The 26,331-nt window shown below is 72.6% G+C and carries 27 protein-coding genes; 11 read left to right on the forward strand and 16 right to left on the reverse strand.

Going from position 1 to position 26,331, the window contains the following annotated elements; genetic code table 11:
* Window positions 1-87 precede the first annotated feature (87 nt).
* On the forward strand, window positions 88-546 hold the full coding sequence (locus AB0K36_RS08535) for an RICIN domain-containing protein (protein WP_364590159.1): 459 nt from the start codon (window positions 88-90) through the stop codon (window positions 544-546).
* Between the two features lie 72 nt (window positions 547-618).
* Here the strand turns inward: AB0K36_RS08535 and AB0K36_RS08540 are convergent, their stop codons facing one another.
* From AB0K36_RS08540 to AB0K36_RS08555, 4 genes are all read right to left on the reverse strand, one after another.
* On the reverse strand, window positions 619-1,482 hold the full coding sequence (locus tag AB0K36_RS08540; RefSeq protein WP_364590162.1) for a class I SAM-dependent methyltransferase: 864 nt from the start codon (window positions 1,480-1,482) through the stop codon (window positions 619-621).
* Window positions 1,483-1,509: 27 nt separating this feature from the next.
* Entirely contained in the window at window positions 1,510-2,472 is a 963-nt protein-coding gene (locus AB0K36_RS08545) for an AraC family transcriptional regulator (protein ID WP_364590165.1), read from the reverse strand.
* An 88-nt stretch (window positions 2,473-2,560) separates the two neighbouring features.
* A complete protein-coding gene (locus AB0K36_RS08550; RefSeq protein ID WP_364590168.1) occupies window positions 2,561-3,298 on the reverse strand; it encodes a class I SAM-dependent methyltransferase in 738 nt (245 codons plus the stop codon).
* Window positions 3,299-3,367: 69 nt separating this feature from the next.
* Complete coding sequence (locus tag AB0K36_RS08555; RefSeq protein WP_364590171.1) at window positions 3,368-3,670, reverse strand: 4a-hydroxytetrahydrobiopterin dehydratase; 303 nt, start codon at window positions 3,668-3,670, stop codon at window positions 3,368-3,370.
* 102 nt (window positions 3,671-3,772) lie between these two features.
* Here AB0K36_RS08555 and AB0K36_RS08560 point away from each other — a divergent pair, with 102 nt between their 5' ends.
* Window positions 3,773-4,279 carry an FBP domain-containing protein gene (locus tag AB0K36_RS08560; protein WP_364590174.1) on the forward strand — a complete coding sequence of 169 codons (507 nt, stop codon included), beginning with the start codon at window positions 3,773-3,775 and terminating at the stop codon, window positions 4,277-4,279.
* Between the two features lie 134 nt (window positions 4,280-4,413).
* On the opposite strand, the gene AB0K36_RS08565 is transcribed toward AB0K36_RS08560, so the two are convergent.
* Entirely contained in the window at window positions 4,414-5,952 is a 1,539-nt protein-coding gene (locus AB0K36_RS08565) for an ATP-dependent DNA ligase (RefSeq protein WP_364590177.1), read from the reverse strand.
* Window positions 5,953-6,139: 187 nt separating this feature from the next.
* On the opposite strand from AB0K36_RS08565, the gene AB0K36_RS08570 reads away from it, so the two are divergent.
* The 3 genes from AB0K36_RS08570 to AB0K36_RS08580 all read left to right on the forward strand — a co-directional run bounded on the left by AB0K36_RS08570 (window position 6,140) and on the right by AB0K36_RS08580 (window position 9,058).
* Entirely contained in the window at window positions 6,140-7,198 is a 1,059-nt protein-coding gene (locus tag AB0K36_RS08570; RefSeq protein ID WP_364590180.1) for a phosphatidylinositol-specific phospholipase C domain-containing protein, read from the forward strand.
* Between the two features lie 533 nt (window positions 7,199-7,731).
* Window positions 7,732-8,151, forward strand: coding sequence for an SsgA family sporulation/cell division regulator (locus AB0K36_RS08575; protein ID WP_364590183.1), 420 nt, complete (start codon window positions 7,732-7,734; stop codon window positions 8,149-8,151).
* Between the two features lie 76 nt (window positions 8,152-8,227).
* On the forward strand, window positions 8,228-9,058 hold the full coding sequence (locus AB0K36_RS08580; RefSeq protein ID WP_364590185.1) for a helix-turn-helix domain-containing protein: 831 nt from the start codon (window positions 8,228-8,230) through the stop codon (window positions 9,056-9,058).
* On the opposite strand, the gene AB0K36_RS08585 is transcribed toward AB0K36_RS08580, so the two are convergent.
* The 6 genes from AB0K36_RS08585 to AB0K36_RS08610 all read right to left on the reverse strand — a co-directional run bounded on the left by AB0K36_RS08585 (window position 9,048) and on the right by AB0K36_RS08610 (window position 16,492).
* Window positions 9,048-9,467, reverse strand: coding sequence for a hypothetical protein (locus AB0K36_RS08585; RefSeq protein ID WP_364590188.1), 420 nt, complete (start codon window positions 9,465-9,467; stop codon window positions 9,048-9,050). The two genes, AB0K36_RS08580 and AB0K36_RS08585, sit on opposite strands and share 11 nt — an antisense overlap.
* 265 nt (window positions 9,468-9,732) lie before the next feature.
* Window positions 9,733-10,080 (reverse strand): hypothetical protein, encoded by a 348-nt coding sequence (locus AB0K36_RS08590; protein WP_364590191.1) that lies wholly within the window; start codon window positions 10,078-10,080, stop codon window positions 9,733-9,735.
* 176 nt (window positions 10,081-10,256) lie between these two features.
* Window positions 10,257-11,426, reverse strand: coding sequence for a PP2C family protein-serine/threonine phosphatase (locus AB0K36_RS08595; protein WP_364590194.1), 1,170 nt, complete (start codon window positions 11,424-11,426; stop codon window positions 10,257-10,259).
* 471 nt (window positions 11,427-11,897) lie between these two features.
* Window positions 11,898-12,938 carry a zinc-dependent alcohol dehydrogenase family protein gene (locus AB0K36_RS08600; RefSeq protein WP_364590197.1) on the reverse strand — a complete coding sequence of 347 codons (1,041 nt, stop codon included), beginning with the start codon at window positions 12,936-12,938 and terminating at the stop codon, window positions 11,898-11,900.
* Window positions 12,896-14,287, reverse strand: coding sequence for an amino acid permease (locus tag AB0K36_RS08605; protein WP_364590256.1), 1,392 nt, complete (start codon window positions 14,285-14,287; stop codon window positions 12,896-12,898). Before AB0K36_RS08605 ends, AB0K36_RS08600 begins: the two co-directional genes overlap by 43 nt.
* A gap of 78 nt (window positions 14,288-14,365) precedes the next feature.
* A complete protein-coding gene (locus AB0K36_RS08610; protein ID WP_364590200.1) occupies window positions 14,366-16,492 on the reverse strand; it encodes a phage holin family protein in 2,127 nt (708 codons plus the stop codon).
* A gap of 142 nt (window positions 16,493-16,634) precedes the next feature.
* Between AB0K36_RS08610 and AB0K36_RS08615 the strand changes: the two genes are divergently transcribed.
* Both AB0K36_RS08615 and AB0K36_RS08620 read left to right on the forward strand, forming a co-directional pair.
* Window positions 16,635-17,417 carry an MBL fold metallo-hydrolase gene (locus AB0K36_RS08615; RefSeq protein ID WP_364590203.1) on the forward strand — a complete coding sequence of 261 codons (783 nt, stop codon included), beginning with the start codon at window positions 16,635-16,637 and terminating at the stop codon, window positions 17,415-17,417.
* On the forward strand, window positions 17,414-18,079 hold the full coding sequence (locus AB0K36_RS08620; RefSeq protein ID WP_364590206.1) for a DedA family protein: 666 nt from the start codon (window positions 17,414-17,416) through the stop codon (window positions 18,077-18,079). Before AB0K36_RS08615 ends, AB0K36_RS08620 begins: the two co-directional genes overlap by 4 nt.
* 100 nt (window positions 18,080-18,179) lie before the next feature.
* Here AB0K36_RS08620 and AB0K36_RS08625 read toward each other — a convergent pair whose 3' ends face one another.
* Window positions 18,180-19,397 (reverse strand): aminotransferase class I/II-fold pyridoxal phosphate-dependent enzyme, encoded by a 1,218-nt coding sequence (locus AB0K36_RS08625; protein ID WP_364590209.1) that lies wholly within the window; start codon window positions 19,395-19,397, stop codon window positions 18,180-18,182.
* Window positions 19,398-19,615: 218 nt separating this feature from the next.
* On the opposite strand from AB0K36_RS08625, the gene AB0K36_RS08630 reads away from it, so the two are divergent.
* Window positions 19,616-21,142 (forward strand): bifunctional phosphatase PAP2/diacylglycerol kinase family protein, encoded by a 1,527-nt coding sequence (locus tag AB0K36_RS08630; protein ID WP_364590212.1) that lies wholly within the window; start codon window positions 19,616-19,618, stop codon window positions 21,140-21,142.
* 100 nt (window positions 21,143-21,242) lie between these two features.
* On the opposite strand, the gene AB0K36_RS08635 is transcribed toward AB0K36_RS08630, so the two are convergent.
* Window positions 21,243-21,668 carry a protein-tyrosine phosphatase family protein gene (locus AB0K36_RS08635; protein WP_364590215.1) on the reverse strand — a complete coding sequence of 142 codons (426 nt, stop codon included), beginning with the start codon at window positions 21,666-21,668 and terminating at the stop codon, window positions 21,243-21,245.
* 110 nt (window positions 21,669-21,778) lie between these two features.
* Between AB0K36_RS08635 and AB0K36_RS08640 the strand changes: the two genes are divergently transcribed.
* Complete coding sequence (locus AB0K36_RS08640) at window positions 21,779-22,588, forward strand: methyltransferase domain-containing protein (protein ID WP_364590218.1); 810 nt, start codon at window positions 21,779-21,781, stop codon at window positions 22,586-22,588.
* A 68-nt stretch (window positions 22,589-22,656) separates the two neighbouring features.
* Window positions 22,657-23,010: a VOC family protein gene (locus tag AB0K36_RS08645; RefSeq protein ID WP_364590221.1), complete on the forward strand. Its 354-nt coding sequence runs from the start codon at window positions 22,657-22,659 to the stop codon at window positions 23,008-23,010.
* A gap of 192 nt (window positions 23,011-23,202) precedes the next feature.
* On the opposite strand, the gene AB0K36_RS08650 is transcribed toward AB0K36_RS08645, so the two are convergent.
* The 3 genes from AB0K36_RS08650 to AB0K36_RS08660 all read right to left on the reverse strand — a co-directional run bounded on the left by AB0K36_RS08650 (window position 23,203) and on the right by AB0K36_RS08660 (window position 25,091).
* A complete protein-coding gene (locus tag AB0K36_RS08650; RefSeq protein ID WP_364590259.1) occupies window positions 23,203-23,856 on the reverse strand; it encodes a DNA alkylation repair protein in 654 nt (217 codons plus the stop codon).
* Between the two features lie 113 nt (window positions 23,857-23,969).
* Window positions 23,970-24,404 (reverse strand): SMI1/KNR4 family protein, encoded by a 435-nt coding sequence (locus tag AB0K36_RS08655; RefSeq protein ID WP_364590224.1) that lies wholly within the window; start codon window positions 24,402-24,404, stop codon window positions 23,970-23,972.
* Window positions 24,405-24,479: 75 nt separating this feature from the next.
* The gene (locus AB0K36_RS08660) at window positions 24,480-25,091 is read right to left on the reverse strand and encodes a GNAT family N-acetyltransferase (protein ID WP_364590227.1); all 612 of its coding nucleotides are present in this window, start codon (window positions 25,089-25,091) and stop codon (window positions 24,480-24,482) included.
* Between the two features lie 167 nt (window positions 25,092-25,258).
* Here AB0K36_RS08660 and AB0K36_RS08665 point away from each other — a divergent pair, with 167 nt between their 5' ends.
* Complete coding sequence (locus AB0K36_RS08665) at window positions 25,259-26,005, forward strand: GntR family transcriptional regulator (RefSeq protein ID WP_364590230.1); 747 nt, start codon at window positions 25,259-25,261, stop codon at window positions 26,003-26,005.
* The last annotated feature ends 326 nt before the right edge of the window (window positions 26,006-26,331 follow it).

Raw genomic sequence — 26,331 nt, forward strand, 5'->3', positions numbered from 1 at the left:
GCGCCGCCGTGGCGGGCCGCTGTCGGTGGCGGGTGCGACGATGATCCCCGCCTCCCACCCGGAGGCGCCGGACGGGAGGCGGGGAGCGTGAACAGGCCACTTGAGCCAGGGATCTACCTGGTGCGCAACGTCGGCAGCGGGCTGCTGCTGGAGGTGTTCGGGGGGCGCGGCGGCAGCGGTGTCAACGTCCAGCAGGGCAAGGACAACGGTTCGCCCGCCCAGCAGTGGCGTATCGATCCCGTGCCGAACGGCAACGGGCTGTACCACTTCGTCAACGTGGCCGGCGGCAAGCGCCTCGACGTGGCGAACGCCTCGACGGAGAACGGCGCCAACGTCCAGCAGTGGAAGGCGAACAACTTCGGCGCCCAGGAGTGGATCATCGAACAGCATCTCGACTCGCCGGGCACGGTGACCATCGTCAGCTTCATCAGCGGACTGCTGCTGGAGGTGGCCGGCGGTTCGAGCGAGGACGGGGCGAACGTCCAGCAGTGGGAGGACACCGACTCCCCCGGCCAGTGGTGGCGGTTGGAGCCGGTGCACTCCTGACGGGGCCGGAGCGGGGGTCCGGGTCGCGTTCCGCGTTCCCGAGGCCCCGCGTCCGGTGCGCTCCCTGTCCGGTCAGTTCTTGCGGGCCGTGAACACGGTGCGCGCGGACAGCATGTACGCGTCGGACCGCCGCAGCAGTCCTTCCGGGTCCTCGGGGTCGAGCAGCCGGTCCAGGATCGCGAGGTCCTCGTCCGGCAGCACGCCCTCGACCATCCGGCGCTGCCACGCGAAGGCGGACACCAGTTGCGCACGGACGGCCGCCGGCGCGGGCGCCGGGATGTCGAGGAGGAAGGAGCGCGTGCCGCTCGGCGTCAGCCCCGACGCGGCGAGCAGTGCCCGCCAGTCCTCGACCTCGTCCTTCACGCCGGGCAGCTCCGCCCGCATCCGCACGAACCACTCGTCGACGGCGGCGCCGAGCCGGCTCTCCAGACCGGGCCTGCCGATCCCGATGTCGCGCGGCAGATGGCGGGCCGGCAGCCCGCCCTCGATGACGGCGACCAGGCCGCCCGGCCGCACCAGGCGGCCCAGGGCCCCGAGCGCGGCGCGCTGGTCACCCAGGTGGTGCACGGATCCTGCCGCCCAGACGAGGTCTGCCTCCCCCAGATCCTCGATGCCGTCGGGCAGTTCGGCGCGATGCGTACGGACGCGGTCGGCCTGGCCGTTGCGGGCGGCACGTGCCTGTGCCCGTTCCAGCAGCGGCTCGGCGGCGTCCACGGCGACGACCTCGGCGTACGGGAACGCCTCCGCCAGCAGCCCGGTGATCACTCCCGGTCCGCTTCCGATGTCGAGTACGCGCCGGACGCCGCCCACCGGCACAAGCTCGCGCAGCCAGTCGGCCGTCTGCCGGTACATGGGGCTCTGCAGCTCCGCGCCCTGCTCGAGCAGCTGCGCGTGCTCGTCCCAGTCGATGTGTGTGGAGTCGTGGTGATGGCTCATGGCCACAGAGTGGACCGGAACCTGCGATTATGGCGAGCTTTGTTGCCGTTCCGGCAAAGCGCCACCCGTTCGGTGCTCCTGCGGGCTGATGCCGCGAACCCGCTTGAAGGCGGCGCTCAGCGCGAACGAGCCGCTGTAGCCGACCTTCCTGGCCACCGCCTCCACCGTCGCGTCGCTCTCGCGCAGCAGGTCGGCGGCGAGCGCGAGCCGCCAGCCGGTGAGGTACGCCATCGGGGGCTCGCCCACGAGGTCGTTGAAGCGCCGGGCGAGCGCCGCCCGGGAGACCCCGCACTCGGCGGCCAGCGTCGCGACGGTCCAGGGGCGGGCCGGGCCGTCCTGGATCAGCCGCAGCGCCTGTCCGACCACGGGGTCGCCCATGGCCCGGTACCAGGCGGGGGCCTCCGCGTCCGGGCGGGAGAACCACGTGCGCAGCACCGCGATCAGCAGCAGGTCCAGCACCCGGTCGAGGACCACGCTCTGGCCGGGGTCGTCACGGGCGATCTCCTCGTCGAGCACGGTCGTCAGCGGGTGGTTCCACACCTCGGCCGACAGGTGCAGCAGCGGCGGCAGCGCGTCCAGCAGCCGGCCGCTGACCTCGCCCTTCATCTGGTAGGTGCCGATCAGCATGGAGGTCGAGCCGTCGGGCGCGTTGCCCCAGGTCCGCACGCCGAGCCGCATGGCCTGGGCGAGCGGTTCCCCCTGGAGGGTGTGGCACGTGCCGCCGGGTCCGATCCTCGCCTGCGGCTCGGCACCGGGCGCGTGGGAGACCGTGTAGGGCTCCGGTCCGCGTGCGATCGCCACGTCGCCGGGCCGCAGCAGCACCGGTTCGCCGGAGGCCGGGGCGATCCACGACTCCCCCTGGGTGACGCACATGAGACAGAGCGGGGCCTCGTCGTCGATGTGCACGGACCACGGCGGCTCCATCACCATGCGCAGCAGAAAAGCCCCCCTGGCCCGCGGCCCGTCCAGAAGTCCGGCGAGAGCGTCCATGGCCACCAGCGTAGACGGACGCGTATGCCGGCACGGCCTCGACACCTGCCGACGACACCGGCGACGGCGTGCGGGACCGCCGGCCGCGTCAGCCTTCCTTGCGGAACGCCCGCAGGGTGTACGACGGGTCGGGGCGGCGGCTGTCCTGGCCGGGCAGCAGCGCCAGGTCAGCGGCGAGCGCGCGGGCCGTCGCGCCGTCCCTGTCGGCGAACCAGGAGCGGAAGCGTCCCGCGGCCAGGGCGGTGGCTGCGCCCCGGGGTGTGCGGCCCTGGCCGTGTCCGGTGAACCGCGCGCCGCCCGCGGGCCGCAGGCCGTGCGCCGCGGCGCACTCCTCGATCCTTTCGGCGCGGTCGGAGGCGGCGGCGAAGGAGCGATGGGGGCGCAGGACGGTGTCGATGTCGCTGTCCACGTCGTGACCGGCGTCCTTGTCGACCGTGGTGACGAACACCCCGCCGGGCCTGAGCACCCGGGCGGCCTCAGCGACGACCGCCGCGGACCGGGGCACGAGGTGCAGCAGCCACACGGCGCTGACCGCGTCCACGGCCGCGTCGCGCAGCGGGAGCCGCCGTACGTCGCCGAGGACCACGGCGCCGCCGATGCGGCCCGTGGCCTTGCGGGCCATTCCGTACGAACCGTCGCAGCCGAGCACCAGCAGCCCCGGGCGGCGCAGCCGCTCGGTCACCAGACCGGTGCCGCAGCCGATGTCGAGCAGCGTGCCCGCCCGCTCCGGCACCAGGCCGAGGACCGCCGCGGCGGCGGCCTCCGCCCTGGGCACGCCACCGCGGGTGGCGTCGTACGTCTCGGCCTCACCGTCGTAATCGAGCATGACCGGGAGCATGCCCGACCGGCGGGCGGACGGCTGCCCCTTTTCGCGGCCTGATCCAAACGAGAGGCCCTAGTTCGCCCCGTGGGCCGGGGCGATCCCCTCGACCCGTTCGGCCAATGCGAAGTCGCGTTCGGTCAGGGCGTTCACGTCGTGCGACTGGACGGTCAGGGCGACCGTGTTGTAGCCGAGGGTGAGGTCGGAGTGGTGGTTCAGCTCCTCCTGGATCTGGGCGATGTGGACGACCAGGGCGGTCGCCGCGAAGTGCGAGTCGAGGCGGTAGGAGCGGGCGATCCTGTCGCCTTCCAGGGACCAGCCGGGAAGCTCCCGGAGCCGGTCCTCGATCTCCTTCTGCGACAGCGGCTCTGTGGGCATGGCCAGGATCCTTCCGGCAGGGGGCGGCGGACGGGAACACCATAGATCCGATGCCCGATAAATCGGGTGCCTGCACGAGCCACGCTGTGTACGTTCCACCGAGTGGAACCATTGACCGACAAACAGATCCGTGCCTCCTTCGTGAACTGCACCAAGGGTGAGGCGACGCGTATGCGCCTGCCCGCCGACTTCGCCGAACTCTCCTGGCCCGACCTGGACTTCCTGGGCTGGGTCGATCCAGGGGCACCGCTGAAGGCGCATCTGGTGCTGCCGCGGGAGGACGGACCGGTCGGCATCACGCTCCGTGTCCCGTCCACCGGACGGACCAGTGCGGTGAAGTCGAGCATGTGCCAGGCGTGCCTCACCGCTCACGCCTCGTCGGGGGTGACCCTGTTCGCGGCGCCGCTGGCCGGCGCGGCGGGCCGGGAGGGGAACACGGTCGGCACGTATCTGTGCGCCGATCTGGCCTGCTCGCTGTACATCCGCGGCAAGAGGCAGCCGAAGCTGCGCCACGGACGCTACGAGGAGAACCTCACGCTGGAGGAGCAGGTCGAACGGACCACGGGCAATCTGTGGGCCTTCGCCGACAAGGTGCTCGGCCTGCGCTGAACAGCGGGGCCGTACGCGGCCGCGAACAGGTTTCCCGCCAGTGGGCGCGCCGCCGGGCGGCGCGAGCAGGTCCTGGCACCGAGCACGCTGCCGGGCGAGCTGCCGGGCGAGCGGGTTCCGGCGCCGGGCGCGGATCAGCGGCCGGCGGCCAGGACCTGTTCGATCGTGTCGGCCTCCTCGGCGGACTTGTCCGGCCGGTGGCGCAGCACCCGCGCGAACCTCAGGGCGACGCCCGCCGGGTAGCGGGTGGACCGCTGGAGCCCGTCGTAGGCGACCTCCACGACCAGTTCCGGCCGGACGCGCACGGTGAACCCGTCGTCCTCGACGGCCAGTTCCCCGAGCATCTCCGTCTGCCGGCGCAGCATCTCGTCGGTGAGGCCCTTGAAGGTCTTGCCGAGCATCACGAAGCCCCCGTCGGGCGACCGGGCGCCGAGGTGGAGGTTGGAGAGCAGTCCGGTGCGCCGGCCGTGGCCCCGTTCGACGGCCAGGACCACCAGGTCGAGGGTGTGGACCGGCTTGACCTTGAGCCACGAGCGGCCGCGGCGGCCGGCGCTGTACGGCGCGTCCAGGGCCTTGACGAGGACACCCTCGTGCCCCAGGTCCAGGGTCGCGGTGAAGAACTCCTCCGCGGCGGCGACCTGTGCGGGATCGGACGGATCCTCGACGACCGTGCGCCGCACCCGCGTCGGTTCAGGGACGAGCCGGGCGAGGATCCGGTGCCGTTCACGGCCCGGCAGGTCGAGCGCCGGCTCCCCGTCGGCGGCGAGGACGTCGAAGTACACCGGGTAGAGCGGCAGGGTGGTGCGGGCCGCTTCGACGTCGAGGCGCGAGCCCACGCGGGAGGCGATGTCCTGGAAGGGGACGGGCCTGCCGTCGGCGGCCATCGCGATGACCTCCCCGTCGAGGATGAACCGGTCGCCCGTCATCTCCCGTGTCTGCTGGGCCACTTCGGGCAGCCGGTCCGTGATGTCGTCGAGGGACCTGGTGAAGATCCGGACATCGGTCCCGTCGCGGTGCACCTGCACGCGGATGCCGTCGAGTTTCTCCTCGACGACACAGGCGGCGCCGAGGGCCCCGACGGCCTCGGTCACGGATTTCGCGCTGTGGGCGAGCATGGGCTGCACGGGGTTGCCGACCCGCAGCCGGAACTGCTCGAGTGCCGCCGGGCCTCCGGCGAGCAGCGCCGCGGCGACGCGCGGCAGTGACCCCTCCAGCATGACGGCGCGGCGCACGTCCGCCGAGGCAGCCCCCGCGGCCTTCGCGACGGCCTCCAGCGCGACGGCGTCCAGGGCGCCCTGACGGACCTCGCCGGTGAGGAGCCGTACGAGGAACTCCTGCTCCTCGGCGGTGGCCGCCGACATCAGCCGGTGCACGCGGGCGCGGCGTTCCGCCTGGGCGCCGGGGCCGGAGACCTGGGCGAGCGCCGCGAGCGCGGCGTCCGTCCCGCCGACGGTGAGGGACGGCACGGCGGCGGGCGGCACGGACTCCTTGAGGACGCTCCAGCCGATCCCGATACGGCCCTGGGGCACCCGCCCGGCCAGGTACGAGATCACCAGGGCGACATCCTCGGGCCAGGCCTCCTCGAAGAGGTCCGCCAGCGCGGCGATCTTGCGCGAACGGGCCGATGTGGCGGCCACCTCACGGGACACTTCGGCGACGCGGGCGAGCAGCATGCGGCCATCGTGCCCCGGCCGGGCGACGCACGCACCCCGGCGCCGCGCCCCGGCCGGTCGGCCCGCGGCGGCCGCCCGCACCGCGCACCGGAGGCATCCGCAACGGCCGGGTTCAGTCTCCCCACGGTTCACCCAACTCCCCTAATGTTCCGTCGATTTGACCGACCGACGCACAGACAGGGGCCCCATGGGCACGTTCTCTCGCGCCGCTACGACGACGGCTGTCGCGGCCGCGCTGCTCGCCGCGGCGCCCGCTCCGGCGCAGGCGTCCACCACCGGCCCGGCGGACACCGGGCAGCTGCCCTACTCCGCCACCACCGGCGTGGGCGTCCACAACGCCTACGAGAAGTCCACGTACCCGTACTTCGCGGACGCGCTCGACTCGGGCGCGGCGATGCTCGAGATCGACGTGTGGACCAACGCCTTCGGCAGATCGTGGCGGGTGTCGCACAGCAATCCGGTGGGCAACGACAACAACTGCGTGAACGCCGCCGTCGCCGCCGAGCTGCGCGCGAAGTCCCGCAACCAGGACCTGGGCGGCTGCCTCGCCGACATGCGGGCCTGGCACGACGCGCACCCGGGCCATCGGCCGATCCTGATCAAGCTGGAGCTCAAGGACGGCTTCCAGGGCAAGCAGGGCCGCGGTCCGGCGGCGCTCGACGCCCTGCTGAAGGCGCGGCTCGGTGACGCCCTGTACCGGCCGGCGGACCTGGCCGGCGGGCACCCGGATCTGGACACCGCCGTGCGGGCGGACGGCTGGCCCGCCCGTTCCGCGCTGGCCGGGAAGTTCGTGGTCGAGTTGATCCCGGGCACGCTCGAGGAGGACAACCCGTTCGACTCGCTGTGGACCGACCGGGAGTACGCGACGCATCTGCGCGACCTGCGGGCGGCGGGCCGCCTCGGCGAGGCGGGCGCGTTCCCCGCCGTGCACCACGCCGCGGCGGGCGATCCGCGCAGCCGGTACGCGGACGCCTCGATCCGGCCGTGGTTCGTCGTGTTCGACGGGGACGCGGGGGTCTACGCGGGCGGGTCGGTCGACACCTCCTGGTACGACCGCAACCACTACCTCGTCGTCATGACGGACGCGCACGGCGTCGCGCCCGCGATCGACGGGACGAACCCGACGGAACAGCAGGCCCGCGACCGCGTGGCACTGCTGGCGGGGCGGCACGCGAGCGTGGTGTCCGCCGACTGGTACCCGCTGCCGCAGGTACTGGGCTCCGTGGTCGCCCGGGGCGGCGAGTGAGCCGGGGGCGCGCGGCGAGCGGGCCGCGGGCCGGAAGCCACCGGGGTAACGCCGAGTAACACTCGTCACAACCAGGGCCGGGGATGCCACGGAACGCCGTTCGATGGTTTATCGTTCACCTACACGTGGATGTGAAGGGGACACAGTCCCCGGACCTCGCCATCTGCGCACCGGGATGACCGTCGGACCGACTCTCCCGAGGAGCGCGCCGCCCGGCGACGACCGCCGTTCGAACCACGCCCAGTGACTGCCCCGGCCGGAAACCCCCGTCCGGCCGGGGCCTCCCCTTCCCCGCCTGCCGCGCTTCCGGTCGGCGCCGCACGGATCCGCCCTGCGGGATACCCGCCCGTAACCCGTCGGCGGTCCGAATTACACGGATATGCGGTGGCGCAAAACCCTAGCCATCCTGGCTCAATCGTTTCAGTCTTGGTGATGCAGGTCACACGCGCCACTGGCGTCGCTCGCGGGCCCCACCCACCCGCGAGGACGTACGTGCACGAGAGCGGAACCGCACAGCAGCAGAGGAGCGAGCGATGTCATCGACCATCGAGCAATCCGTCCGGGCCCGTCTCATCAGCGATGCGCCCCACTCCCTGGCCGTGCCGGTGGTTCTGCGCTACTGCGACACCGACCCGTTCGCCGTCCGCATGGTCTTCCCCCCGGAGGCCTGCCTGAACGACACCGGCGTGACCTGGACCTTCGCCCGCAGCCTGCTCGACGCCGGGCTGCGCGCACCGGCCGGCGACGGCGATGTGCACGTCTGGCCCTGCGGACGCGTGCAGACCATGATCGAACTGCGGTCGCCCGAGGGCGTCGCGCTGCTCCAACTCGACACGGCCGGCCTGCGCCGGTTCCTGGTCCGCTCGTACGCGACCGTACCGGCCGGCAACGAGGCGGCGGCCCTCGACATCGAACGGGCCCTCGCGGCACTGCTGGGCAACGCCCGGGGCTGAACCGGCCGCCCCGCCGGGCCGGCTCCCCGTGGGCCGACGGGTGGGTCACCGGTGGCCGGCGTACTACGGTCTGGGTATGACAACTGTCGCGTCCGGTACGGGAGTAGGGCCGCTGCTGCGCGGCTGGCGCGAGCGCCGGCGGTTGAGCCAGCTCGAACTGGCCCTGCGCGCGGGCTCCTCCGCCCGCCACATCAGCTTCGTCGAGACGGGCCGCTCCCGCCCCAGCGAGGACATGGTCCTGCGCCTCGCCGAGCATCTCGACGTCCCGGTGCGGGAACGCAACTCCCTTCTGCTGGCGGCGGGTTACGCCCCCCGGTACGCGGAGACCCCGCTGGGGGACCCGGCGATGGTGGCACTGCGGGAGGGCATGGAGCAGCTCCTGAACGGCTACGAGCCCTACCCCGCGCTGATCGTCGACGCCGCGTACAACGTGCTCGCCGCGAACCGGGGGATCGCGATGCTGCTCGACAGCCTGCCGGAGCACCTTCTCGCCCCGCCGCTGAACGCCATGCGGATCACGCTGCACCCCGAGGGCCTCGCGCCCCGGATCCGCAATCTGCGCCAGTGGCGCGCCCATCTCCTGGCCCAGATGGAGCGGCAGATCGCGCTGGCCCGCTCCGACGCGCTGCGCGCGGTGTACGACGAGGTCGCCGCCTATCCGCTTTTGGAGGCCGGCGACGACGCGCACACGGGCCCGCGCGAGGACGAGAGCGAGGCGGGGGAAACGCCGTTCCCGTACTTCGCGCTGCCGCTGCGGATCGAGCACGAGGGCCACGTCCTCTCCTTCGTGTCGTCGATCTCGACCTTCAACACGCCCATGGACGTGACCGTCGCCGAGCTGGCCATCGAGACGCTGCTCCCGGCCGACCCGGCGACGGTGAAGTACCTCCAGTCGCTCACTCCGTAGCGGTGGCGCGCAGCGCGGACCACTGGGCGACGGCGAAGCCGGCGACGGTCAGCGCCTGGATCACGGTCCAGGCTGCGCCTGCGGCGGTGGGATCCAGCCACAGCAGGAGGGCGGCGATGCTGAGCACCGACCACAGGATGTTCGTGTCGACGACCAGCGTGACGGCGGTCCTCGGCGGCCGGGGGCGGGCGGCGAGCAGGCCGACGCACGCCGCGTAGGCGGTCAGGAAGAGACCGAGGCCGAGCAGGAGGGTGCCGTCGACTCCGAGGAGCCGCCCGAGCGGTGCCGAAGCGACCGCGTAGGCAAGGCCGTTGGCGCCGGTCACGGCGGCGTCGGCGGCGAGGAACCGGCGCAGCATGGTCAGCGGCTCGGTGGTGCGGGAGATGCCGGCGAGCAGGGTTGCGGACATGGCGGATCGGCCTCCGTCGAGATTGCTGGGCTGGTCGTGGGCCCGGAGCCCGGACGGAGTGCGCCGCCCGGGTCCCGGTGCTCACAGACTGCCCTGCGCCCCATGGGGAGGTCGATTACGCCGGAAGTAATGCGGCAGCGGACAGGACGACATCCAGCGGGAGCCAACCCAAGTGATTTGCCGCTTCGAGCACCGAGCCGGCGGACACGCTGACCCCTGCATCTGGCACGGCTGTGGCACGGCGGCCTGTTCGGTTCGAAGCAATTCAGGCGAGGCTTTCGGGCGATGACATCCGAGCGAAAGCGTCCGCTGTTCGGGTAGCCAGCGATCCGCACCGCCAAGAATCCGTTATGTCGGTCCAGCGGTCGAGGCGGGCGCTACGCGCGCCGTGCTCTGCTGCCTGGTCATAGTAGAGAGTGAACTTGTAGACCCTGCCTTCCTCGGAAATCACCCGGCCGTCCTCGTGATCGGGACCCTCCTGCAAGAGGTCGACGACGATCGTTCGGTCCGGATCAAGTCCCTGGGCTTTCAAAAGCTCCCGCAACCGGCTCCACAGGTCGTAGTCGCTGGTCCGCAGGAGATCGGTGTACTGAACGACGATGCTTGACACCATGACCCCATGATCGGTCCGGCATGCGGCGAAGGGAAGCCGGCCGCTGAGATGCCGGCGGTAGGCCATCAGCTTGGGAAGCTGCGATCGTTCATGGACGGTTCGAGCGCTGAACTGGCGAACGTACGGCCCTCTGACCCCAACATCCCACCCACGTCAGGCGATCCGAGAATCAGTGCCTAGTCCCGGGTGCCTCGCCAGTCCAGGCAGACCACGGTGGCGTCGTCGTGCAGGACACCTTGTTGGGCATGTAGGACGGCCTGGGTGAGCGCGTGAACGGCCTGGCGAGGATGCAGATCGCGGGTGGCCTTGATCAGGGCGGGAAGGTCATCGGCGGCGGCGTTGCGCTCGAGCATGCCATCGGTGACCAGGATGAGGCGGTCACCTGGTTGCAGCTGGAGGGACTGGACGCGGTGCGGGTGCGGCAGGGGGGCGCCGAAGGGCGGATCGATGTTGGGAGTGATGTGATCGAGGCGTCCCCCGCGCAGGCGCCAGGGCCAGGGGTGGCCGGCGTTGACGAAATCGGCGCTTCCCGTCTGCAGGTCGATGCGCAAGAGCTGGCCGGTGACCAATGGGCCGAGGACGCCGTGGTCGAGCAGGGCCTGATGGGCCTGCCGGGCCTGTTCGGCGAGGTCGGCTCCACTGCGCCGGGCACTGCGCAGAGCGCCGACAAGCAGGGTGGCCATGAGAGCGGCACGGACGTTGTGGCCCATGGCATCGGTGATGGACACATGAAGGGTGTGTCGGTCGAGGGAGTGATCGAAGGTGTCGCCGGCGATCGTCTCGGCCGGGATCAGCTCGCCGGAGATCGTGAACTGCGGTGCTTCGCAGGTGAGGCTGTCGGGAAGGAGAGTGTTCTGGATCTCGGCGGCCAGGTTCACCGGGAGGGTGCGGCGACCCCACTGGTACAGGTCGGTGAAACGGCGATTGGCGATGAGGATGTAGGCCAGAGCATGGGCCGCTTCGGCGATTGTCTGCACAGTTGCGAGTTCGGGGGCTTCAGGGAGGAGGACTTCAAGAAGCCCGATGGCGTCCCCGCGGTTGGTCACCGGGGCCACGATCTGGACCTGCCCGTCGTCCTCCGGGGGTGGGCGGACGGACACCCGCTGGTCGCGCAGTACCTGTTCATAGATGGTGCCAGGCAACTTGATGTGCTCCCGTTCCTCGGCGGCGTCGGCGTTGCTCAGACGCACGACGGCGTTGCCGGTGAAGTCAGTGATCAGGAAGGACACGGATCGCGCGTCCAGGCTCCTCGCCAACGCGAAAGCGACCGCCTCGGCCGACTCAACGGGCATCCTTGCCTCTGCCACGGCAAGCAGTCCGGCCAGCCCTGCAGAACCCTCGACCATGTCCGGCTCCTTTCAGTGGATCCGCTCAGAGGCCACTCGCGTGATGTATGCACCCCCGGGCTGCACCCGTCATGCGACGCAACACAGCGTTATCCCGCCAGACGGGCCAAACCCCCATTACGCCGCCAGCGGCATGTCATACACCGTCCGCCGCACACCGCGGGGTGTCCGATCACGGCATCCCGATTGGCGGTCATCGCCCTCGTCGTCGGCCGCAGCGGCACAGCAGTGACCGAACGCGTCTACCGCAAGCAACTCCGCCCGGTCATCAAGGAGGGAGCTGAAGGCATGGAAACATCTTCAAGTCCGACGAGTCCCCGTCCGCTGACGGCCCAGCGAATGCCTGATTCAGGGCAACGTGGCTGCCCTTATGGCTCCCCCTCCCTGAAACGCATCACTGCCTCTGCCGGTTGACCAGGCCGAACACCATGCAGGCAGGGGGAATCCGGATTACGCCGGAGGTAACGGCGGTCAGGCGCCGGGGACGATCACCGTGACGCCCGTGCCGGACGCGGTCCCGAGCGCCGTCAGTGCCTCCGGTACGGCGTCGAGGCCTATCTCCTTGGTGACCAGGAGGTCGGGCCGCAGGGCGCCGGAGGCGACCATGGCCATCATCTCGGGGTAGGCGTGGGCCGCCATGCCGTGGCTGCCGAGGATCTCCAGCTCGAGGGCGACGACCCGGTCCATGGGCAGCCCGACACCCGACGGGAGGAGGCCGACCTGGACGTGCCGGCCCTGCCTGCGCAGGCTCTGTACGGAGTTCACGCAGGTCACCGGCGCGCCCAGCGCGTCCAGTGAGAGGTGGGCGCCGCCGCCGGTCAGATCACGCACGGCCGCGCCCGCCTCACCCTCGCCGAGCCCGGAGGCGTCCAGGCAGACCTCGGCGCCGAAGGTACGGGCCAGTTCCAGCGCGCCCGGCGAGACGTCCACGGCGACGACCCGGGCCCCGCAGGCCGCGGCGATCATCACCGCGGAGAGGCCCACGCCGCCGCAGCCGTGCACCGCGACCCACTCCCCCGGCCGCACCCGCCCCTGGCCGGCCACCGCACGGAAGGCGGTGGCGAAGCGGCAGCCGAGGCTCGCGGCGGTGGTGAACGACATGGTCTCCGGCAGCGCCACCAGGTTGGTGTCCGCGTGGCGGAGCGGAACGTACTCGGCGAAGGAGCCCCAGTGCGTGAATCCCGGCTGCTCCTGGCGCTCGCAGACCTGCTGGTTGCCGTCGGCGCAGGCGGCGCAGCGTCCGCAGGCGCAGATGAACGGCACGGTCACCCGGTCGCCGGGGCTCCAGCGGACGACGTCCGGGCCGACGGCGTGGACCACGCCCGCCAGTTCGTGACCGGGGACGTGCGGAGTGGCTATGCCTTCGTCGTGGCCCATCCAGCCGTGCCAGTCGCTGCGGCACAGCCCCGTCGCCCCGACCCGGACGACGACGCCGTCGGGCGACGGCTTTGGGTCCGGGACCTCGCGTACTACCGGCCTTCCACCGAACTCGTCGAATACGACTGCGCGCACGTGCCACTCTCCTCGGTCCCTGCGGCCCTGGTCCTGCGGGCCGACATCCAGGCGTACACCAGCACACCGGCGAAGAGGAACAGCACCCCCTGGTAGACGGCCGCGTAGCCGGAGCCGGCGACCAGCCACATCGAGAATCCGAAGGCCGCGGCAGCGAGCACCCCGTCGCGCACGAGGCGCCGCCGGTCCACCCGGTCCGCCCGGCCGGACAGCAGGTAGTAGATCTGGGCGGCGGTCGCCAACAGGTAGGGCACGGTGGCGGTGAAGGTCGTGACCAGGACCAGGATCTCGAAGACCCGCTGGGATCCCGCGGTGTAGTTGTAGACGGTCAGCAGCGACGCCAGGACGACCGTGACGAGGACGCCGACGGTCGGCACACCGCGCCGCTTGGTGGCGAACACCTGCGGGAACAGGCCGTCCTTCGCCGCCGCGTACGGGGTCTGGGCGCTGAGCAGGGTCCAGCCGTTGAGGGCTCCGACCATGGAGACCAGGGCCGCCAGGGCGACGACGGTGCCTCCCCAGCTGCCGCCGAACATGGAGTTGACGGCGTCGCTGAAGGGTGCGCCGGAGCCGACCAGCTCGTCGTGGGCGACGGTGCCGAAGACGGCGAGCGTGCCGAGGAGGTAGATGCCGGCGGCCGCGGCGGTGCCGAGGACGGTGGCCCGGCCGACGTTGCGCGCGGGGTCCTTGACCTCGCCGGCGCTGACCGCGGCGGACTCCACGCCCAGGTAGCTGAAGAGCAGGATGGCGGCCGCCGCGGAGACCGCTCCGGCCGCGCTGTGGTCACCGGCCTGGAAGGGGCCGAGGTTGTCGGTGTCGAAGAAGAACAGCCCGCCGACGGCGACGAGCAGCAGTGGCACGAACTTCAGAACGGTGGACACGAGCTGGACGGCGCCGACGTAGCGGGTGCCCGCCAGGTTCGCGAGCGCGGGCAGCCACTGCAGGACCAGCGCGGCGGCGATGGTGGCCGCCGTGGAGTGCCGGACGGGTATCAGCACGTCGAGGTAGCCCACGGCGGCGACGGCGAGGGCCGCGTTGGAGACCCAGGTGGTGATCCAGTACGACCAGGCCGCGAGGAAGCCGGCGAAGTCGCCGAACGCCTCGCGGGCGTAGACGTACGGGCCGCCGGTCCTGGGGTGCCGTTCCGCGAGCCGGCCGAAGACGAGGGCGAGTGCGATCGCTCCGGCGGTGAGGATCACGAACGCGACCAGGCTGATGGTGCCGAACGGGGCGACGGAGGCGGGGAGCAGGAAGATGCCGCCGCCGATGATGTTGCCCATGACCAGGGCCGTGGCGACGGGCAGCCCGAACCTGCGGGCATGCCTGTTCTGTGGTGCGTGGGTGGTCATGGGGTGTGCGGCCTCTTCCGGATGCGCGGCGATGTCGGGGACCGGGACATGTTCCGGCACGGGCGAGGCCGTACAAAATCACCCGTTTTTGTCCGGCACGACTCCACCATCAACCGGAATTTCTTCTTCCGTTTCACGTTCCGACCGGGAAACCTGCACCGGCCCGAGGGGGATCTGGGGCCCCTCCCCCTCCCGCAGCCAGCGGCGCAGCACCCTGTGCACGTGTTCCGCGCCGATCAGATCGACCCCCGGCGGGACCGGCGGGGACAGGTCGAACGGCGACAGCAGAAACGCCTGCGACTGCTCCCCGCCGAGCCCTCCGTGCGACCCGATCTGCTCCTCGAAGGCGTGCACCACCCCCGTCCTCGGATCGTGCATCGAGTTGACCATGATGTCCGCGACGTGCGGGAACGAGTCGGTGCGGCGCACGGCGTCGGCCGCGCCCGGCCCGAAACCGGCCAGCGGCCCGTCGTCGTCCTTCAGCGCGTCGACGGGCACCTCCGCGCCGTCCGCGCCGAGCACCACGGAGCCGTACACCTCGCTGCGCACCAGCAGGAAGCCGATGCCCGGATGGTTGGCGAGCGTCGGCAGCAGCGCCGGGTGGCGGCGCCGGATCTCCTCCTGGCTCATGCGGTACGGCACGTCGGGGAACGAGATCAGGGCCAGGTTCCCCGAGGCGAGCACGATCGGGTCGGAGCCCGACGCCGGACGTTCCTCCCCGTCCCCGGCCGGCTGCCGGTGCAGCGCGGTCCGCAGCGCGTCGCGGGCCGCGTCGCGTGCCTCCGCGCCGCTCTTGGACCGCTCGGCCCGCCGCGGCACCGGCAGCCCGCAGCCCGCCCGCACCAGATCCTTCAGCGTCAGCCCGTACGCGCCCTCGAAGGTGTCCCCCGGGCTCTGGCCGTGGTCGGAGAGAAGCACGATCCGGTAGTCACGGGGCGCGTGCTCCGCGACCTTGGCGATCAGGGCGATGGAACGGTCCAGCCGCTCCAGCACCGCGAAGGCGTCCCCGCTGTGCGGCCCGGAGTGGTGGGCCACCTCGTCGTAGGCGACCAGGTCGGCGTAGACGGCCCGGCGTCCGGCGAGCATGTCCCCCATCACGGCGGCGACCACCACATCGCGCTCGACGACGGTGGCGAACGCCCGGATGAAGGGATACAGACCGCCACGCCCGACGCGGGGCGTGTCCCCGCGGACTCTGGCCCTGGTCGACTGGCCGATCTCACGGCCGACCTCCGCGACGAAGGACAGCGCGGTGCGGACCGCGTTGGCCGGATCGGAGAAGTACGCGAAATAGCCGGCCCGCGAACGGTTCGCCCTGCCGCGCCGGGCCGCCATCGACAGCACCAGGGCGAGCTGGTCCGCGCCACCGCTGAACAGGTTGCCGCGGCTCGCCCCGTCCACCGTCAGCAGCCCGCCGTCGCCGGTCAGCTCGATCGCCCGCCGCTGGAGCTCCCCGGCGCTCGCCGGGCGGTTGCTCACCACGATCCGGCGGGTGTCCTTCTCGTACCAGCGGAACGCGGGCACGTCGTGGTTCGAGCCGTGCAGGATGCCGAGCTGACTCGCACCGGTCTGGCTCGACCAGTCGGTGCGCCAGGGCGTGAGCCGGTGCGTGGCGCCCAGCCAGCGGGCCACGGTCGGCATCGCACCGCTCTCCGCCGCGCCGCGCAGCACCTCGTAGCCGACGCCGTCGAGCTGCAGGAAGACGGTGCCCGGCGGGCCCGGCCGGTCCTGACCGGCGCTGCCGCGCCCACGGCGGTGGGCGAGCCGGTACAGCCTTCGCCGGTAGGCGTTGTCGTCACGGACGGCGAGCGCCGTGGACGTGGCGGAGGCGACCGCCGACATCACGGCCGCGACCACCACCGCCGTCTCCGGGTTGGCCGTGCCGCGTCCGTCGGGAACGATCCACAGGGCGATCAGCAGCAGCGAGCCGTTGAGGAAGAACACCAGCAGGCCCAGCACCAGCGCGGGTACGAGCAGCAGGGCCCGCACCACCACGGGCCAGACGAGACCCGTGAGAAGACCGAACGCGCCCGCACCCGAGGCCGCCGTGACCGCGGTGCGGGTGGCACTGTCGCCGTCGTCGGACTGGAGCCGGAAGTCCGGCAGCAGTCCGGCCAGCGCCAGCATCGTCAGCGTCGAGACCGCCCACACGACAGCCACTCGCACGACGGCGCTGCCGGCCCTGCGCCACCGCCCTTCGCCCACGCCCCTTCACCTCACCCTTCGAGCAGGACTCCAGCGTGGCACAGCGCGAAGCCGGCTCCGGCGGGGTGGCCGCACCGGCCCGGACCGCCGGCGAAGGCCCTAGGCTCGTACGGTACGGGGGGTTCGAAGGAGGAGGCGTCGCGTGCCGGTGGAGGTCACCTGGTGGGGTCATGCCACCTGCACGATCGAGGACTCCGGGGTCCGGGTGCTGACCGACCCGCTGTTCGTGCGGCGCCTCGCCCATCTGCGCAGACGCCGCGGTGAACTGCCGCCGCCGCGGGCCGCCGTCGCCGACGTGGTCCTCGTCTCCCATCTGCACTCCGACCATCTGCATCTCGCGTCGCTCGCCCGCCTGGCGCCCGGCACGCGCCTGGTCCTGCCGCGCGGTGCGGCCCGTTCGGTGCCGCGGCTCGGCCGGGTCGTCCGCAGGGCCGCCCTGCGGGTCACCGAGGTCGGACCGGGCGACGAGGTGCGGGTGGGCGAGCTTCTCGTACGGGCCGTGCCGGCGATGCACGACGGGCGCCGGCTGCCGCTCGGGCCGCACCGCTCACCGGCGCTCGGCTTCGTCGTCAGCGGCGAGTCGCACACGTATTTCGCGGGTGACACGGGCCTGTTCGACTCGATGGCGGAAGAGGTCGGCCCCGTCGACGTGGCTCTGCTGCCGGTCGGCGGCTGGGGCCCGTATCTCGGCCACGGTCATCTGGACGCGGGCCGCGCGGCGCAGGCCGCGGCCACGCTCGCGCCGCGGGCGGCCGTGCCCGTCCACTACGGCACGTACTGGCCGATCGGGATGGACGGCATCCGGCCGCACGAGTTCTACGCCCCCGGGGACGAGTTCGCGCGCAAGGCGGCGCTGCTGGCTCCGAAGGTGACGGTGCACCGGCTCGCACACTGCGAACGGATACGGCCGGAGGAGACGCGGTGAGGACACAGCTCACCGAGGCGCTCGGACAGTTGTCGGAGCTGGTGCGCCAACTGCCTCCCGAGTCGACCCAGCAGGCCGTGGGCTATCCATCTCTGTTCCTGCTGGTCGTGCTGGGCGCGCTGGTCCCGGTCGTGCCGACCGGGGCCGTGGTCTCCTCCGCCGCCGTGGTGGCCTTCCACCAGATGGCGCCGCTCGCGCTGCTGTACGTCTTCCTTCTCGCCTCCGCGGCCGCGTTCCTGGGCGACGTCACCCTGTACTGGCTCGGACGGCGCGGGGTCCGCTCGCGGAACGGTTCACGCTGGCTCGCCGCCCTGCGCGACCGCGCCGCACCCGACCGGCTGGAGCAGGCACAGCGCAAGCTGGACGAGCACGGCGTGACGGTGCTGGTCCTCTCGCGGCTGGTGCCCGCCGGACGCGTTCCGATCATGCTGGCGTGCCTGCTGGCCAGAATGCCGCTGCGCCGCTTCGTACGCGGTGACGTCCCGGCCTGCCTGGCGTGGGCCGCGACCTACGGGCTGATCGGCATCGTGGGCGGTTCGCTGTTCGCCGAGCCGTGGCAGGGAGTCGTCGCCGCGGTCGCGCTGACGCTGGTGATCAGCGGGGCGCCGGCCGTCTGGCGCAGACTGCGGACGGCGTACGGCTCCGACAGCCGACCCGCCTGACCGCCGGCCACCGGCCTTCCCCACGGGCCGGACCGACCGCCGGCCACCGACCTTCCCTACGGGCCGGACTGCTGGCTGCGCCACGGCGGCGGACGTGCCCTCAGCGGAGGCCGGCGAAGACCGATCGCAGATTCTCCAACGCCTGTACGACATGCGGCAGTTCCAGCGGCTCCGGAGAGGCGAGCGACTCGAGCCGCTGCTCGGCGGTGGCCCCCAGGAAGGGCGCGGTGTCCAGCCTGACGTGCAGGGCGCCCAGTTCGTCGCCGAACCGGTGCCCGCCGGGCACCCGCATGCCGAGGCGCTCGGACAGATACTCCTCCAGCTCCATGGAATCGCTGACCCCCAGCTCGGCGAGGCGGCCGCGCAGCGGGCCCAGATCGGCGTAGAGGTGCCGACCGGCCTGCGGGGGCCGGGAGACCGCGCCGGCCTCCACCACCGTGCGGTGCACGGCGGCCGCCGTCCGCGCGTGCAGCGCGACCGCTTCCGACGCCCGTTCGGTGATCTCCGGGGGTTCGTCGAGCGCGTGCGCCGCGGCGGCGGCGACCGGCGCGGGGACGACGGCGCCGAGGGCGGTGAGGATGTCGAGGGTCCTGGCCCGCCGGGCCGCGCCCCGCTCCCCCTGAGGAAAGCGGGCGACGGAGACCGGCCAGGACGACGGAAGGAGCGCGCCTGCGAGGTCGCTCATGACCGTCACCTGCTCCGCGTACATCTCGGCGGGACTGACCAGCACCGTCTCGTGCGGCTCGTGCACGGTGTCGCGCCAGGTCTCGTCACTGATGATGTGCAGCCCCTCGCCGACCGCCGCCTCGCAGACCTCGCTCAGCATCTCCGGCGGGGTGACGGTCGCGGTCGGATCGTCGGCGACGGACAGCAGGAGCAGCCGGGGCCGGCCGCCTTCCAGGCGCACCCTGCGTACGGTCTCGAGCAGCGCCACCGGATCGGGCACGCCACCGCACTCCGCGGGGACGGGCACGTGGTAGGCGGGGCGCCCGAGCAGCCGCACCTGCGGGGTCCACCAGGCAGGGCACGGACGGGGCAGCAGCACGTCGCCGCCGTACGCGCCGAGCAGCGCGAACAGCAGTGACTGCGCGCCGGACGCGGCGACGACCTCACCGGGGCGGCTGCGCAGTCCGCGCCGCCACCAGTATCCGCAGGCCGCCTCCCGCAGCGTCGGCCCGCCGCCCGGCGGCTCGCCCTCCGCCGCGTCCGCGGCGGAGGCCAGGACGGCGCTCAGCTCGGGCAGGACGGGAAGCCCCGCGTCGGGGGCGGGCGGCCCGTAGCGGACGGGGCCGTGGCCCTCCCGGTCGGTCCCCGTCATCACGTCCACCTCCACCGCTCGCGCCCCGGGCTCGTCTGCCCGTCCACGAGCCCTTTAGTCCACGAGCCCTTTATACGGAGGATCGCCGCCGGGCGCCCCGCAGGCGGGTCCGTACGCCGGTGTGGCGGCGTGGCGCGATGGGGTGGCGCGTCGCGGCGTGCGACACGGATGGCGTGCGGCCCGGCGTGGTGGCGGCGGTCCCGGGGTAATCGCGGAACATGTCGGACGCTCACGCAACTCACGTACCAGGCACACGGTCCATCGGCGGGCAGCCGCTCCGCGGACGGATCACGGCGCTCCTCGGCCGCTGGGACCGCGGCGTCTTCCATGCCGTGGCGGCACGGGAGTGGCCCGGCGCGGAGCCGGTGCTGCCGCGGCTGAGCCGGAGCGCCAACCACGGCCTCCTGTGGTTCGGCGCGGCCGTCGGGATCGCCGCTCTGGGCCGTGACACGCGCTCACGGCGCGCCGCCGTGCGCGGTGTCGCCTCGCTGGCCGTCGCCTCGGCCGTCATCAACACCGTCGGCAAGCGGTCCGTACGCCGGGCGCGGCCGCTGCTCGACGCGGTCCCGGTGATACGGCAGTTGAAGCGGCAGCCGTTCACCACGTCCTTCCCCTCCGGGCACTCCGCGTCCGCCGCCGCCTTCGCGACCGGTGTCGCCCTGGAGTCGCGGGGATGGGGGGCCGCCGTCGCGCCCGTGGCGGCGTCCGTCGCCTTCTCCCGCGTCTACACGGGTGTCCATTATCCGAGCGACGTCCTGGTCGGCGCGGCGCTGGGCGTGGGCGCGGCGTTCGCCGTGCGCGGCGCCGTCCCGACGAGGTCGCAGCTGCCGACGCCCGGCACGCCGCACGCCGACGCCCCTGAGCTGCCCGACGGCGAGGGCCTGATCGTGATCGTCAACCGGGAATCGGGCTCTGCCGACATGGCGCCGGTCGTCCAGCAGGCACTGCCGCGGGCCGAGGTCGTGGTGTGCACCCCCGACGAGCTGCGGGCCGAGCTGGAGAAGGCCGCGGGGCGGGGACGCGCGCTGGGCATCGTCGGCGGGGACGGGACGGTCAACAGGGCGGCGGCCGTGGCAGCGGGCCGGGGCCTGCCGCTGGCCGTCTTCCCCGGGGGCACGCTCAACCACTTCGCGTACGACCTGGGGATAGAGTCCGTCGAGGACACCTGCCGGGCGCTGGCCGCGGGTGACGCGGTGCGGGTCGACCTGGGCCGGTTCACGCCGGGGCCGGACGGCAGCGCGGAGCCGGGCCATTTCCTCAACACCTTCAGCCTCGGCGTGTACCCGGACCTGGTGAGCGTCAGGGAGCGCTGGTCGCCGCGGATCGGCGGCTGGACCGCCGGTGTCCTGGCGGCGGTGCTGGTGCTGCGCGGCCGGCGGCCGCTGGAGGCGGAGGTCCAGGGCAGACGGCGCCCGATGTGGCTGCTGTTCGCGGGCAACGGCGTCTACAAGGGCGTCGGCCCGACGCCGGGCCACCGGCAGAATCTCGTGGACGGCCTGCTGGACGTCCGCGTGGTGCACGCCGGCCGGGCCCCCGGCTGGCGGCTGCTGGGCGCGGCGCTCATCGGCAAACTGCACCGCTCCCCCGTCCACGCGACACGACACCTGCGACGGCTGCACATCGGCGGCCTGGCTCCGGGGACCCTCCTCGCCTACGACGGCGAAGTGACCCCGGCTCCCCCGGAGTTGGTCCTGGACAAGGTCCCGGAGGCCCTGACGGTCTACCGCCCGCAGGCCCTGCTGTAGGGGCCTGCGGCAGGGCCCCACGTCCCGCCGCGGGTGCGGTACGTCCGTCCCGCGCCCCCGGTGCGGCATGCCGCGCCCGCGGCGCGCCCGGGCGGAGGTGTCAGAAGCGCAGGACGTAGCGCCGTTGCCACGGTGTCTCCACCGCGCCCCGGTGGTAGTGCTCGCGCACATACGCCACGGCGTCCTCCGCGGGGACGCCGTCGAGGACGGCAAGGCAGGCGAGGGCGGTGCCCGTGCGGCCACGGCCGCCGCCGCACGCGACCTCCACCCGCCCGGTCGCGGCGCGGGCCCACGCTTGTTCCAGCAGTGCGCGCGCCTGCGCCGGGTCGGCCGGCAACCGGAAGTCGGGCCAGCGGATCCAGCTCGCCTCCCAGTCGGTCGCGGGAGGCTGCCGGCCGAGCAGATAGACGCCGAACTCCGGCCGGGCACCGGCCGGCAGGGGCTTGCGCAGCCCCCTGCCGCGCACCAGCCGGCCACTGGGCAGCCGCATGATCCCGTCACCGTCGGATGGCCATGTCTCCGTCATCCGGCCAGCCTATCCAAGGCAAACACCTGCCCACAATGCAAGACATGGGTCTTGAAATGCGGGACGCAGGCGTAGCGTTGCGGCATCGCCTCAGCAGAAGGAGACACGTCATGCCGCAGGAGACAGCCGTCTACACGCACGGGCACCACGAGTCCGTGCTGCGTTCGCACACCTGGCGCACCGCGGCGAACTCGGCCGCGTACCTCCTCGGTGAACTGCGGCCGGGGGCAGAGGTACTGGACGTGGGCTGCGGGCCCGGCACCATCACCGCCGACCTCGCGGAACTGGTCGCGCCGGGGCGGGTCACGGCGGTGGACGCGGCGGAGGGCGTACTCGAGCAGGCACGGGCGCACGCGGAGCAACGCGGCCTGGACAACGTGCGGTTCGCCGTCGCCGACGTCCACACGCTGGACTTCCCGGACGACTCCTTCGACGTGGTCCACGCCCACCAGGTGCTCCAGCACGTCGGTGACCCGGTGCAGGCGCTGCGCGAGATGCGGCGGGTGTGCCGCCCGGGCGGGATCGTCGCGGCGCGCGACAGCGACTACGACGCGTTCGCCTGGTATCCCCGGCTCCCGGCCCTGGACGAGTGGCTGGACCTGTACCGGCGCGTGGCCCGCGCCAACGGCGGCGAGCCGGACGCCGGGCGCAGACTGCTCTCATGGGCCCGCGCCGCCGGCTTCACCGACATCACCCCCAGCGCGGCGGCATGGTGCTTCGCCACACCGGCCGATCGCACATGGTGGAGCGGCCTGTGGGCCGACCGCACGGTCGCGTCGGTGTACGCGGAGCTCGCGGTGGAGGGCGGACACACCACGGACGAGCAGCTGCGGACGATCGCCGACGCGTGGCGCACCTGGGGCGACCACGACGACGCGTGGTTCATGGTTCCGCACGGCGAGGTGCTCTGCCGGGTGTGATCCCCGCCGGCCTTCGGGTCCGTCGGGCCCGATTCCGTCGGGCCGGATCGCCAACTACGCTCGCCCGTATGGAGATCCTCGGAACCACGCTCCGCATCTGCGTCGACGACCTGGAAGCCTCCGCCGCGTTCTACGAACGCCTCACCGGCGCCCCGCCGCTCCGGTTCGAACGCGGCGGGGTCTCCGTGGCGGCCGTCGGCTGCTTCCTGCTCATGAGCGGCCCGGAGGCGGAACTGGAGATCCTGCGGAAGGTGTCGGCGACGATCGCCGTGAAGGACGTGGACGAGGCGTACTCCACCCTCACGGGCATCGGCGCACGGGTGCTCGCCGGCCCGGTGGAGACGCCGGTCGGCCGCAATCTGATCGCCGTCCATCCCGACGGCTCGGTCTTCGAGTACGTCGACCGCAAGCCGGCCGCCTGAGCTTCGGGATCACCCGACCGCGCCGCGTTGCCTGGGCGGGGGCGTCATCTCCGGCGCCCGTGCACGAGTCGGCGGCACTGCGAGTGCGGCTGCCGCACCGCTTCGCAGGCCAGGAATCCGTCCGGGCCCGGTGAGGTGGGCCGTTGACTCCGTCCGGGACGCCTACTCCCCGGGACAACACGCCACCGCCGGTCAAGCCGTCGTCTTGTCCTGTTGCCGGCGCACCATCTCGGTGATCCAGGTGGGCGCGAACGGAGACGTGCAGCCCGGGGACGTCGGATAGTCCTTGAGCACTTCAAGGCGCTCACCGATGCCGATCGCGCGGGCGCGGTGCTCGGCGTGTTCGATCCCGATCTGGGCCAGGCAGTGGTTCATGGCCCACTGCAGGCGGTCCGGGGCGTCCTTCATCTCCGCCTCGATGACGTCGAGCAGTCCCGCGAGGTCGAGGCCGTCGGGCTTCTTCGCCACGCGTTCGGTGGTCAGCGCCCACCCGGCACTCGCGACCACCGGATCCGGATCGGCGGACCAGGCAACGCGCAGCTCTTCGGAGTGCGGGTTCTTCTTCACCACGTAGTTCACGAGCCAGTCGTGCACCTTGGGTGCCCGCGCCTGGCGCACCATGACGTCCAACTCGTCACGCTCGAACGCCTTCGGGCGGCAGATCAGGATCGCCAGCAGCCTCGCCGCGGTGTCGTCCGTCTCCCAGAGCCGGCACGCGAGTTCCTGCTGCGTCTTGAGCCGCTTCGCGAGGGCGCGCAGCTTGCTGAGATTCACACCGTGATCGTCACCGTGCCTCTCGTTCACCGCGCGTGCCTTCGGGTCCTCGAGCGCGGCCAGCTCGGCCATCACCTCGGCCGTCGTCGTCTCGGCCACCTCGGCCCTCCCGTCCGTCACCTGCGGGACTCAGCCTACGCCGGGAGACCGGCCTCCCGGCCGGACAGGCAGCCGGACGCTGCCGGCTATCGGTACCAGGCGTCTCCCTCGTCCGCGAGAGACCGGCCGAGGTAGTCCCGCAGGTCCCGGGCGACCCAGCGACGGCTGTCGTCCTCGTGTTCCCACACGAAGATGTCGGCTCGCGAGGGCCGCAGGACGAAGGCGAACTGATCGCCGCCCCCGTTGTCACCGAAGAAGAGCAGCGCGTCGAACGGCATGTACAGGTCGGCGAACGAGCTGTCCGACCAGAAGCGGAGATTCTCCTCGACGATCCGCTCCAGGGGCCAGACCGTCTCCACGCCGTAGTGCCCCACGATGCCGTCGGTCTCCTGCAGCAGACGCCCGAGCTCGGGCGGCAGCGAGCACCTCAGCCGCTGCTCCGCGGCGGCCACCAGGGCCGCGTCGACCGGCGAGCTGAACTCGGCGTCAGGGAATGCCTGGCCTGCGGCTTCTCTCCACATACAGGCAGCCTAAGAGCTGTCCGCGATCATCCTTGCCCCGGGGCTCCGACACCATGCCCGTCGGCCACGGCACGCTCACCGCTGACGGCGACTGCCCGCGGGTCCGACGGTCCGGTCGCGGGTCGTCATTTCCCGGGTGATCGCCCAGCGCTCGTGGTCGCGCCAGGCACCGTCGATGTACAGGAAGTCGGGCGAGTAGCCCTCGAGCCGGAAGCCGACCGACCGTACGAGCCCCAGCGAAGCCGTGTTGCCGGGCTGGATGTTGGCCTCCAGGCGGTGCAGTCCGAGGCCGCTCCGCGCGAAGGCGTGCTCGACCAGGAGCCGCAGCCCCTCCCCCATCAGACCGCGGCCCGCGGCGTGCGCGAAGGCCCCGTAGCCGACAGCGCCGCTGAGGAACGCGCCGTGGACGATGTTGTTGATGTTGATGTACCCCGCGATTCTGCCGGCCGGGCCCTCACACACCAGGAAGCCCGCACGGGCGGGGTCCTCGATGAGCCGCCGTGCGTACCCGGCGTAGTCGTCGGGTGTGAGCGGCGGGAAGAGCCACGGCCGGTGGTGGTCCTGGCTCCGCCGCGCGGCCGCGGTGAATTCGGCGGCGTCCTCGTACGTGAGGTGGCGCAGGGCGACGCGCGTGCCGGTGGCGACATACGGGTCGCCTGCGGGAGGCCGGGGCTCGGGCTCGGACATGGCGTCAGCTTGTCATGCGGCCCGCCGCCGAGGCCGCTCCGTGTCCGGGGTGATCCCGCTCGCCGCGCCACATCGGTGAGACACTTGTCAGACAAGGGTCGGCGCCCTTCGGCAGCATCGTGACGGGGCGCCCGCATCAAGTGGTGAGCCGAGGAAGGGCCGGTCCAGTGGCAGTCAGCAGGCAGCAGCGCAGACCCGTCGTCGTCCTGTACGAGCGGATCGCGGACGCCATCCGCGAGGGCGTCTACCCGCCCGGGTCCACCCTGCCCTCGGAACCCCGGCTCGCCGGCGAGCTCGGGGTCAGCCGCCCCGCCCTGCGTGAGGCGCTGCTGCTGCTCCAGGAGGACGGCCTTCTGTCCGTGCGCCGGGGCGTCGGACGGACGGTCAACGCCCATCCGCCCCGGCGCGGCTACGAGCACCTCCAGCCACTGGAGCAGCTGCTCTCCGGCGGCGGACCGCCGCTGCGGGTGCGGCCACTGCTGCGGACCACGGAGGAACCGACCGACTTCACCACCCAGCATCTGCTCGCGCCCGCCGGGTCCGAGCTGCGCTTCTGGGAGTCCCTGCTGAACGGCGACGGCACGACGGGAGTGCTGAGCCACGAGTGGGCCGCGCCGGAGGAGACGCTGGAGGCTGCGCATCCCGCGTTCGCGGCGGCGCTGCGGGAGGCGGCGCCCGCGGTCTCGATGCTCGCGGCGCTGACCGGGGCGTCGCGCGGCATCGCCCTCACCGCGCACAGCGCCGTGAGCGCGACCCTGCTCGGCACCCGCCGCGGCCAACAGCTCGACCGGGCGGCGGACACGCCGGCGGTGCTGGTGACGCAGGTGGTGCGGGTGGGGGAGGTGCCGGTGCTGGCGGCGAAGCACGTGCTGGCGACGGGGGCGGGGGCGTTGCCGGTCCGCCAGTCGAACTGAGCGGGCGGGCCGCTGCGCGGGGCTGTCCCCCACCCCGCCCCTTCCCGCTGTACCGATGTGCGGCTCCGCCGCGTGGGGGCTCCGCCCGGACCCGCCACCGCGCTCCGCGCGGTGCTTCGGGGGCTCCTCCCCCTACGCCTGGCGGCGTGGGGGGACCCCCACCGGACCCCCGCGCCTCAAACGCCGGCGAGGCTGGAGTGGCCTCCGCCGCCGGCGAGGCTGACTTTGTCAGCCCGCCTGGGGGCACCTCCCACGGCCGCCAGGCCGTAGGGGGAGATTGAGGGCACCGCGCGGAGCGCGGTACGCCGCCCGCAGGGCGGTACGGG

This window comes from Streptomyces kurssanovii (assembly GCF_040677245.1).
Taxonomy (GTDB): domain Bacteria; phylum Actinomycetota; class Actinomycetes; order Streptomycetales; family Streptomycetaceae; genus Streptomyces; species Streptomyces kurssanovii.

Bases quoted from the DNA above. Each gene is read 5' to 3' on its own strand.
- AB0K36_RS08540 (WP_364590162.1), bottom strand. From the start codon at position 1,482: ATGAGCCATCACCACGACTCCACACACATCGACTGGGACGAGCACGCG.
- AB0K36_RS08545 (WP_364590165.1), bottom strand. From the start codon at position 2,472: ATGGACGCTCTCGCCGGACTTCTGGACGGGCCGCGGGCCAGGGGGGCT.
- AB0K36_RS08550 (WP_364590168.1), bottom strand. From the start codon at position 3,298: ATGCTCGATTACGACGGTGAGGCCGAGACGTACGACGCCACCCGCGGT.
- AB0K36_RS08555 (WP_364590171.1), bottom strand. From the start codon at position 3,670: ATGCCCACAGAGCCGCTGTCGCAGAAGGAGATCGAGGACCGGCTCCGG.
- AB0K36_RS08565 (WP_364590177.1), bottom strand. From the start codon at position 5,952: ATGCTGCTCGCCCGCGTCGCCGAAGTGTCCCGTGAGGTGGCCGCCACA.
- AB0K36_RS08570 (WP_364590180.1), top strand. From the start codon at position 6,140: ATGGGCACGTTCTCTCGCGCCGCTACGACGACGGCTGTCGCGGCCGCG.
- AB0K36_RS08575 (WP_364590183.1), top strand. From the start codon at position 7,732: ATGTCATCGACCATCGAGCAATCCGTCCGGGCCCGTCTCATCAGCGAT.
- AB0K36_RS08580 (WP_364590185.1), top strand. From the start codon at position 8,228: ATGACAACTGTCGCGTCCGGTACGGGAGTAGGGCCGCTGCTGCGCGGC.
- AB0K36_RS08585 (WP_364590188.1), bottom strand. From the start codon at position 9,467: ATGTCCGCAACCCTGCTCGCCGGCATCTCCCGCACCACCGAGCCGCTG.
- AB0K36_RS08590 (WP_364590191.1), bottom strand. From the start codon at position 10,080: ATGGTGTCAAGCATCGTCGTTCAGTACACCGATCTCCTGCGGACCAGC.
- AB0K36_RS08595 (WP_364590194.1), bottom strand. From the start codon at position 11,426: ATGGTCGAGGGTTCTGCAGGGCTGGCCGGACTGCTTGCCGTGGCAGAG.
- AB0K36_RS08605 (WP_364590256.1), bottom strand. From the start codon at position 14,287: ATGACCACCCACGCACCACAGAACAGGCATGCCCGCAGGTTCGGGCTG.
- AB0K36_RS08625 (WP_364590209.1), bottom strand. From the start codon at position 19,397: ATGACGGGGACCGACCGGGAGGGCCACGGCCCCGTCCGCTACGGGCCG.
- AB0K36_RS08630 (WP_364590212.1), top strand. From the start codon at position 19,616: ATGTCGGACGCTCACGCAACTCACGTACCAGGCACACGGTCCATCGGC.
- AB0K36_RS08635 (WP_364590215.1), bottom strand. From the start codon at position 21,668: ATGACGGAGACATGGCCATCCGACGGTGACGGGATCATGCGGCTGCCC.
- AB0K36_RS08640 (WP_364590218.1), top strand. From the start codon at position 21,779: ATGCCGCAGGAGACAGCCGTCTACACGCACGGGCACCACGAGTCCGTG.
- AB0K36_RS08645 (WP_364590221.1), top strand. From the start codon at position 22,657: ATGGAGATCCTCGGAACCACGCTCCGCATCTGCGTCGACGACCTGGAA.
- AB0K36_RS08650 (WP_364590259.1), bottom strand. From the start codon at position 23,856: ATGGCCGAGCTGGCCGCGCTCGAGGACCCGAAGGCACGCGCGGTGAAC.
- AB0K36_RS08655 (WP_364590224.1), bottom strand. From the start codon at position 24,404: ATGTGGAGAGAAGCCGCAGGCCAGGCATTCCCTGACGCCGAGTTCAGC.
- AB0K36_RS08660 (WP_364590227.1), bottom strand. From the start codon at position 25,091: ATGTCCGAGCCCGAGCCCCGGCCTCCCGCAGGCGACCCGTATGTCGCC.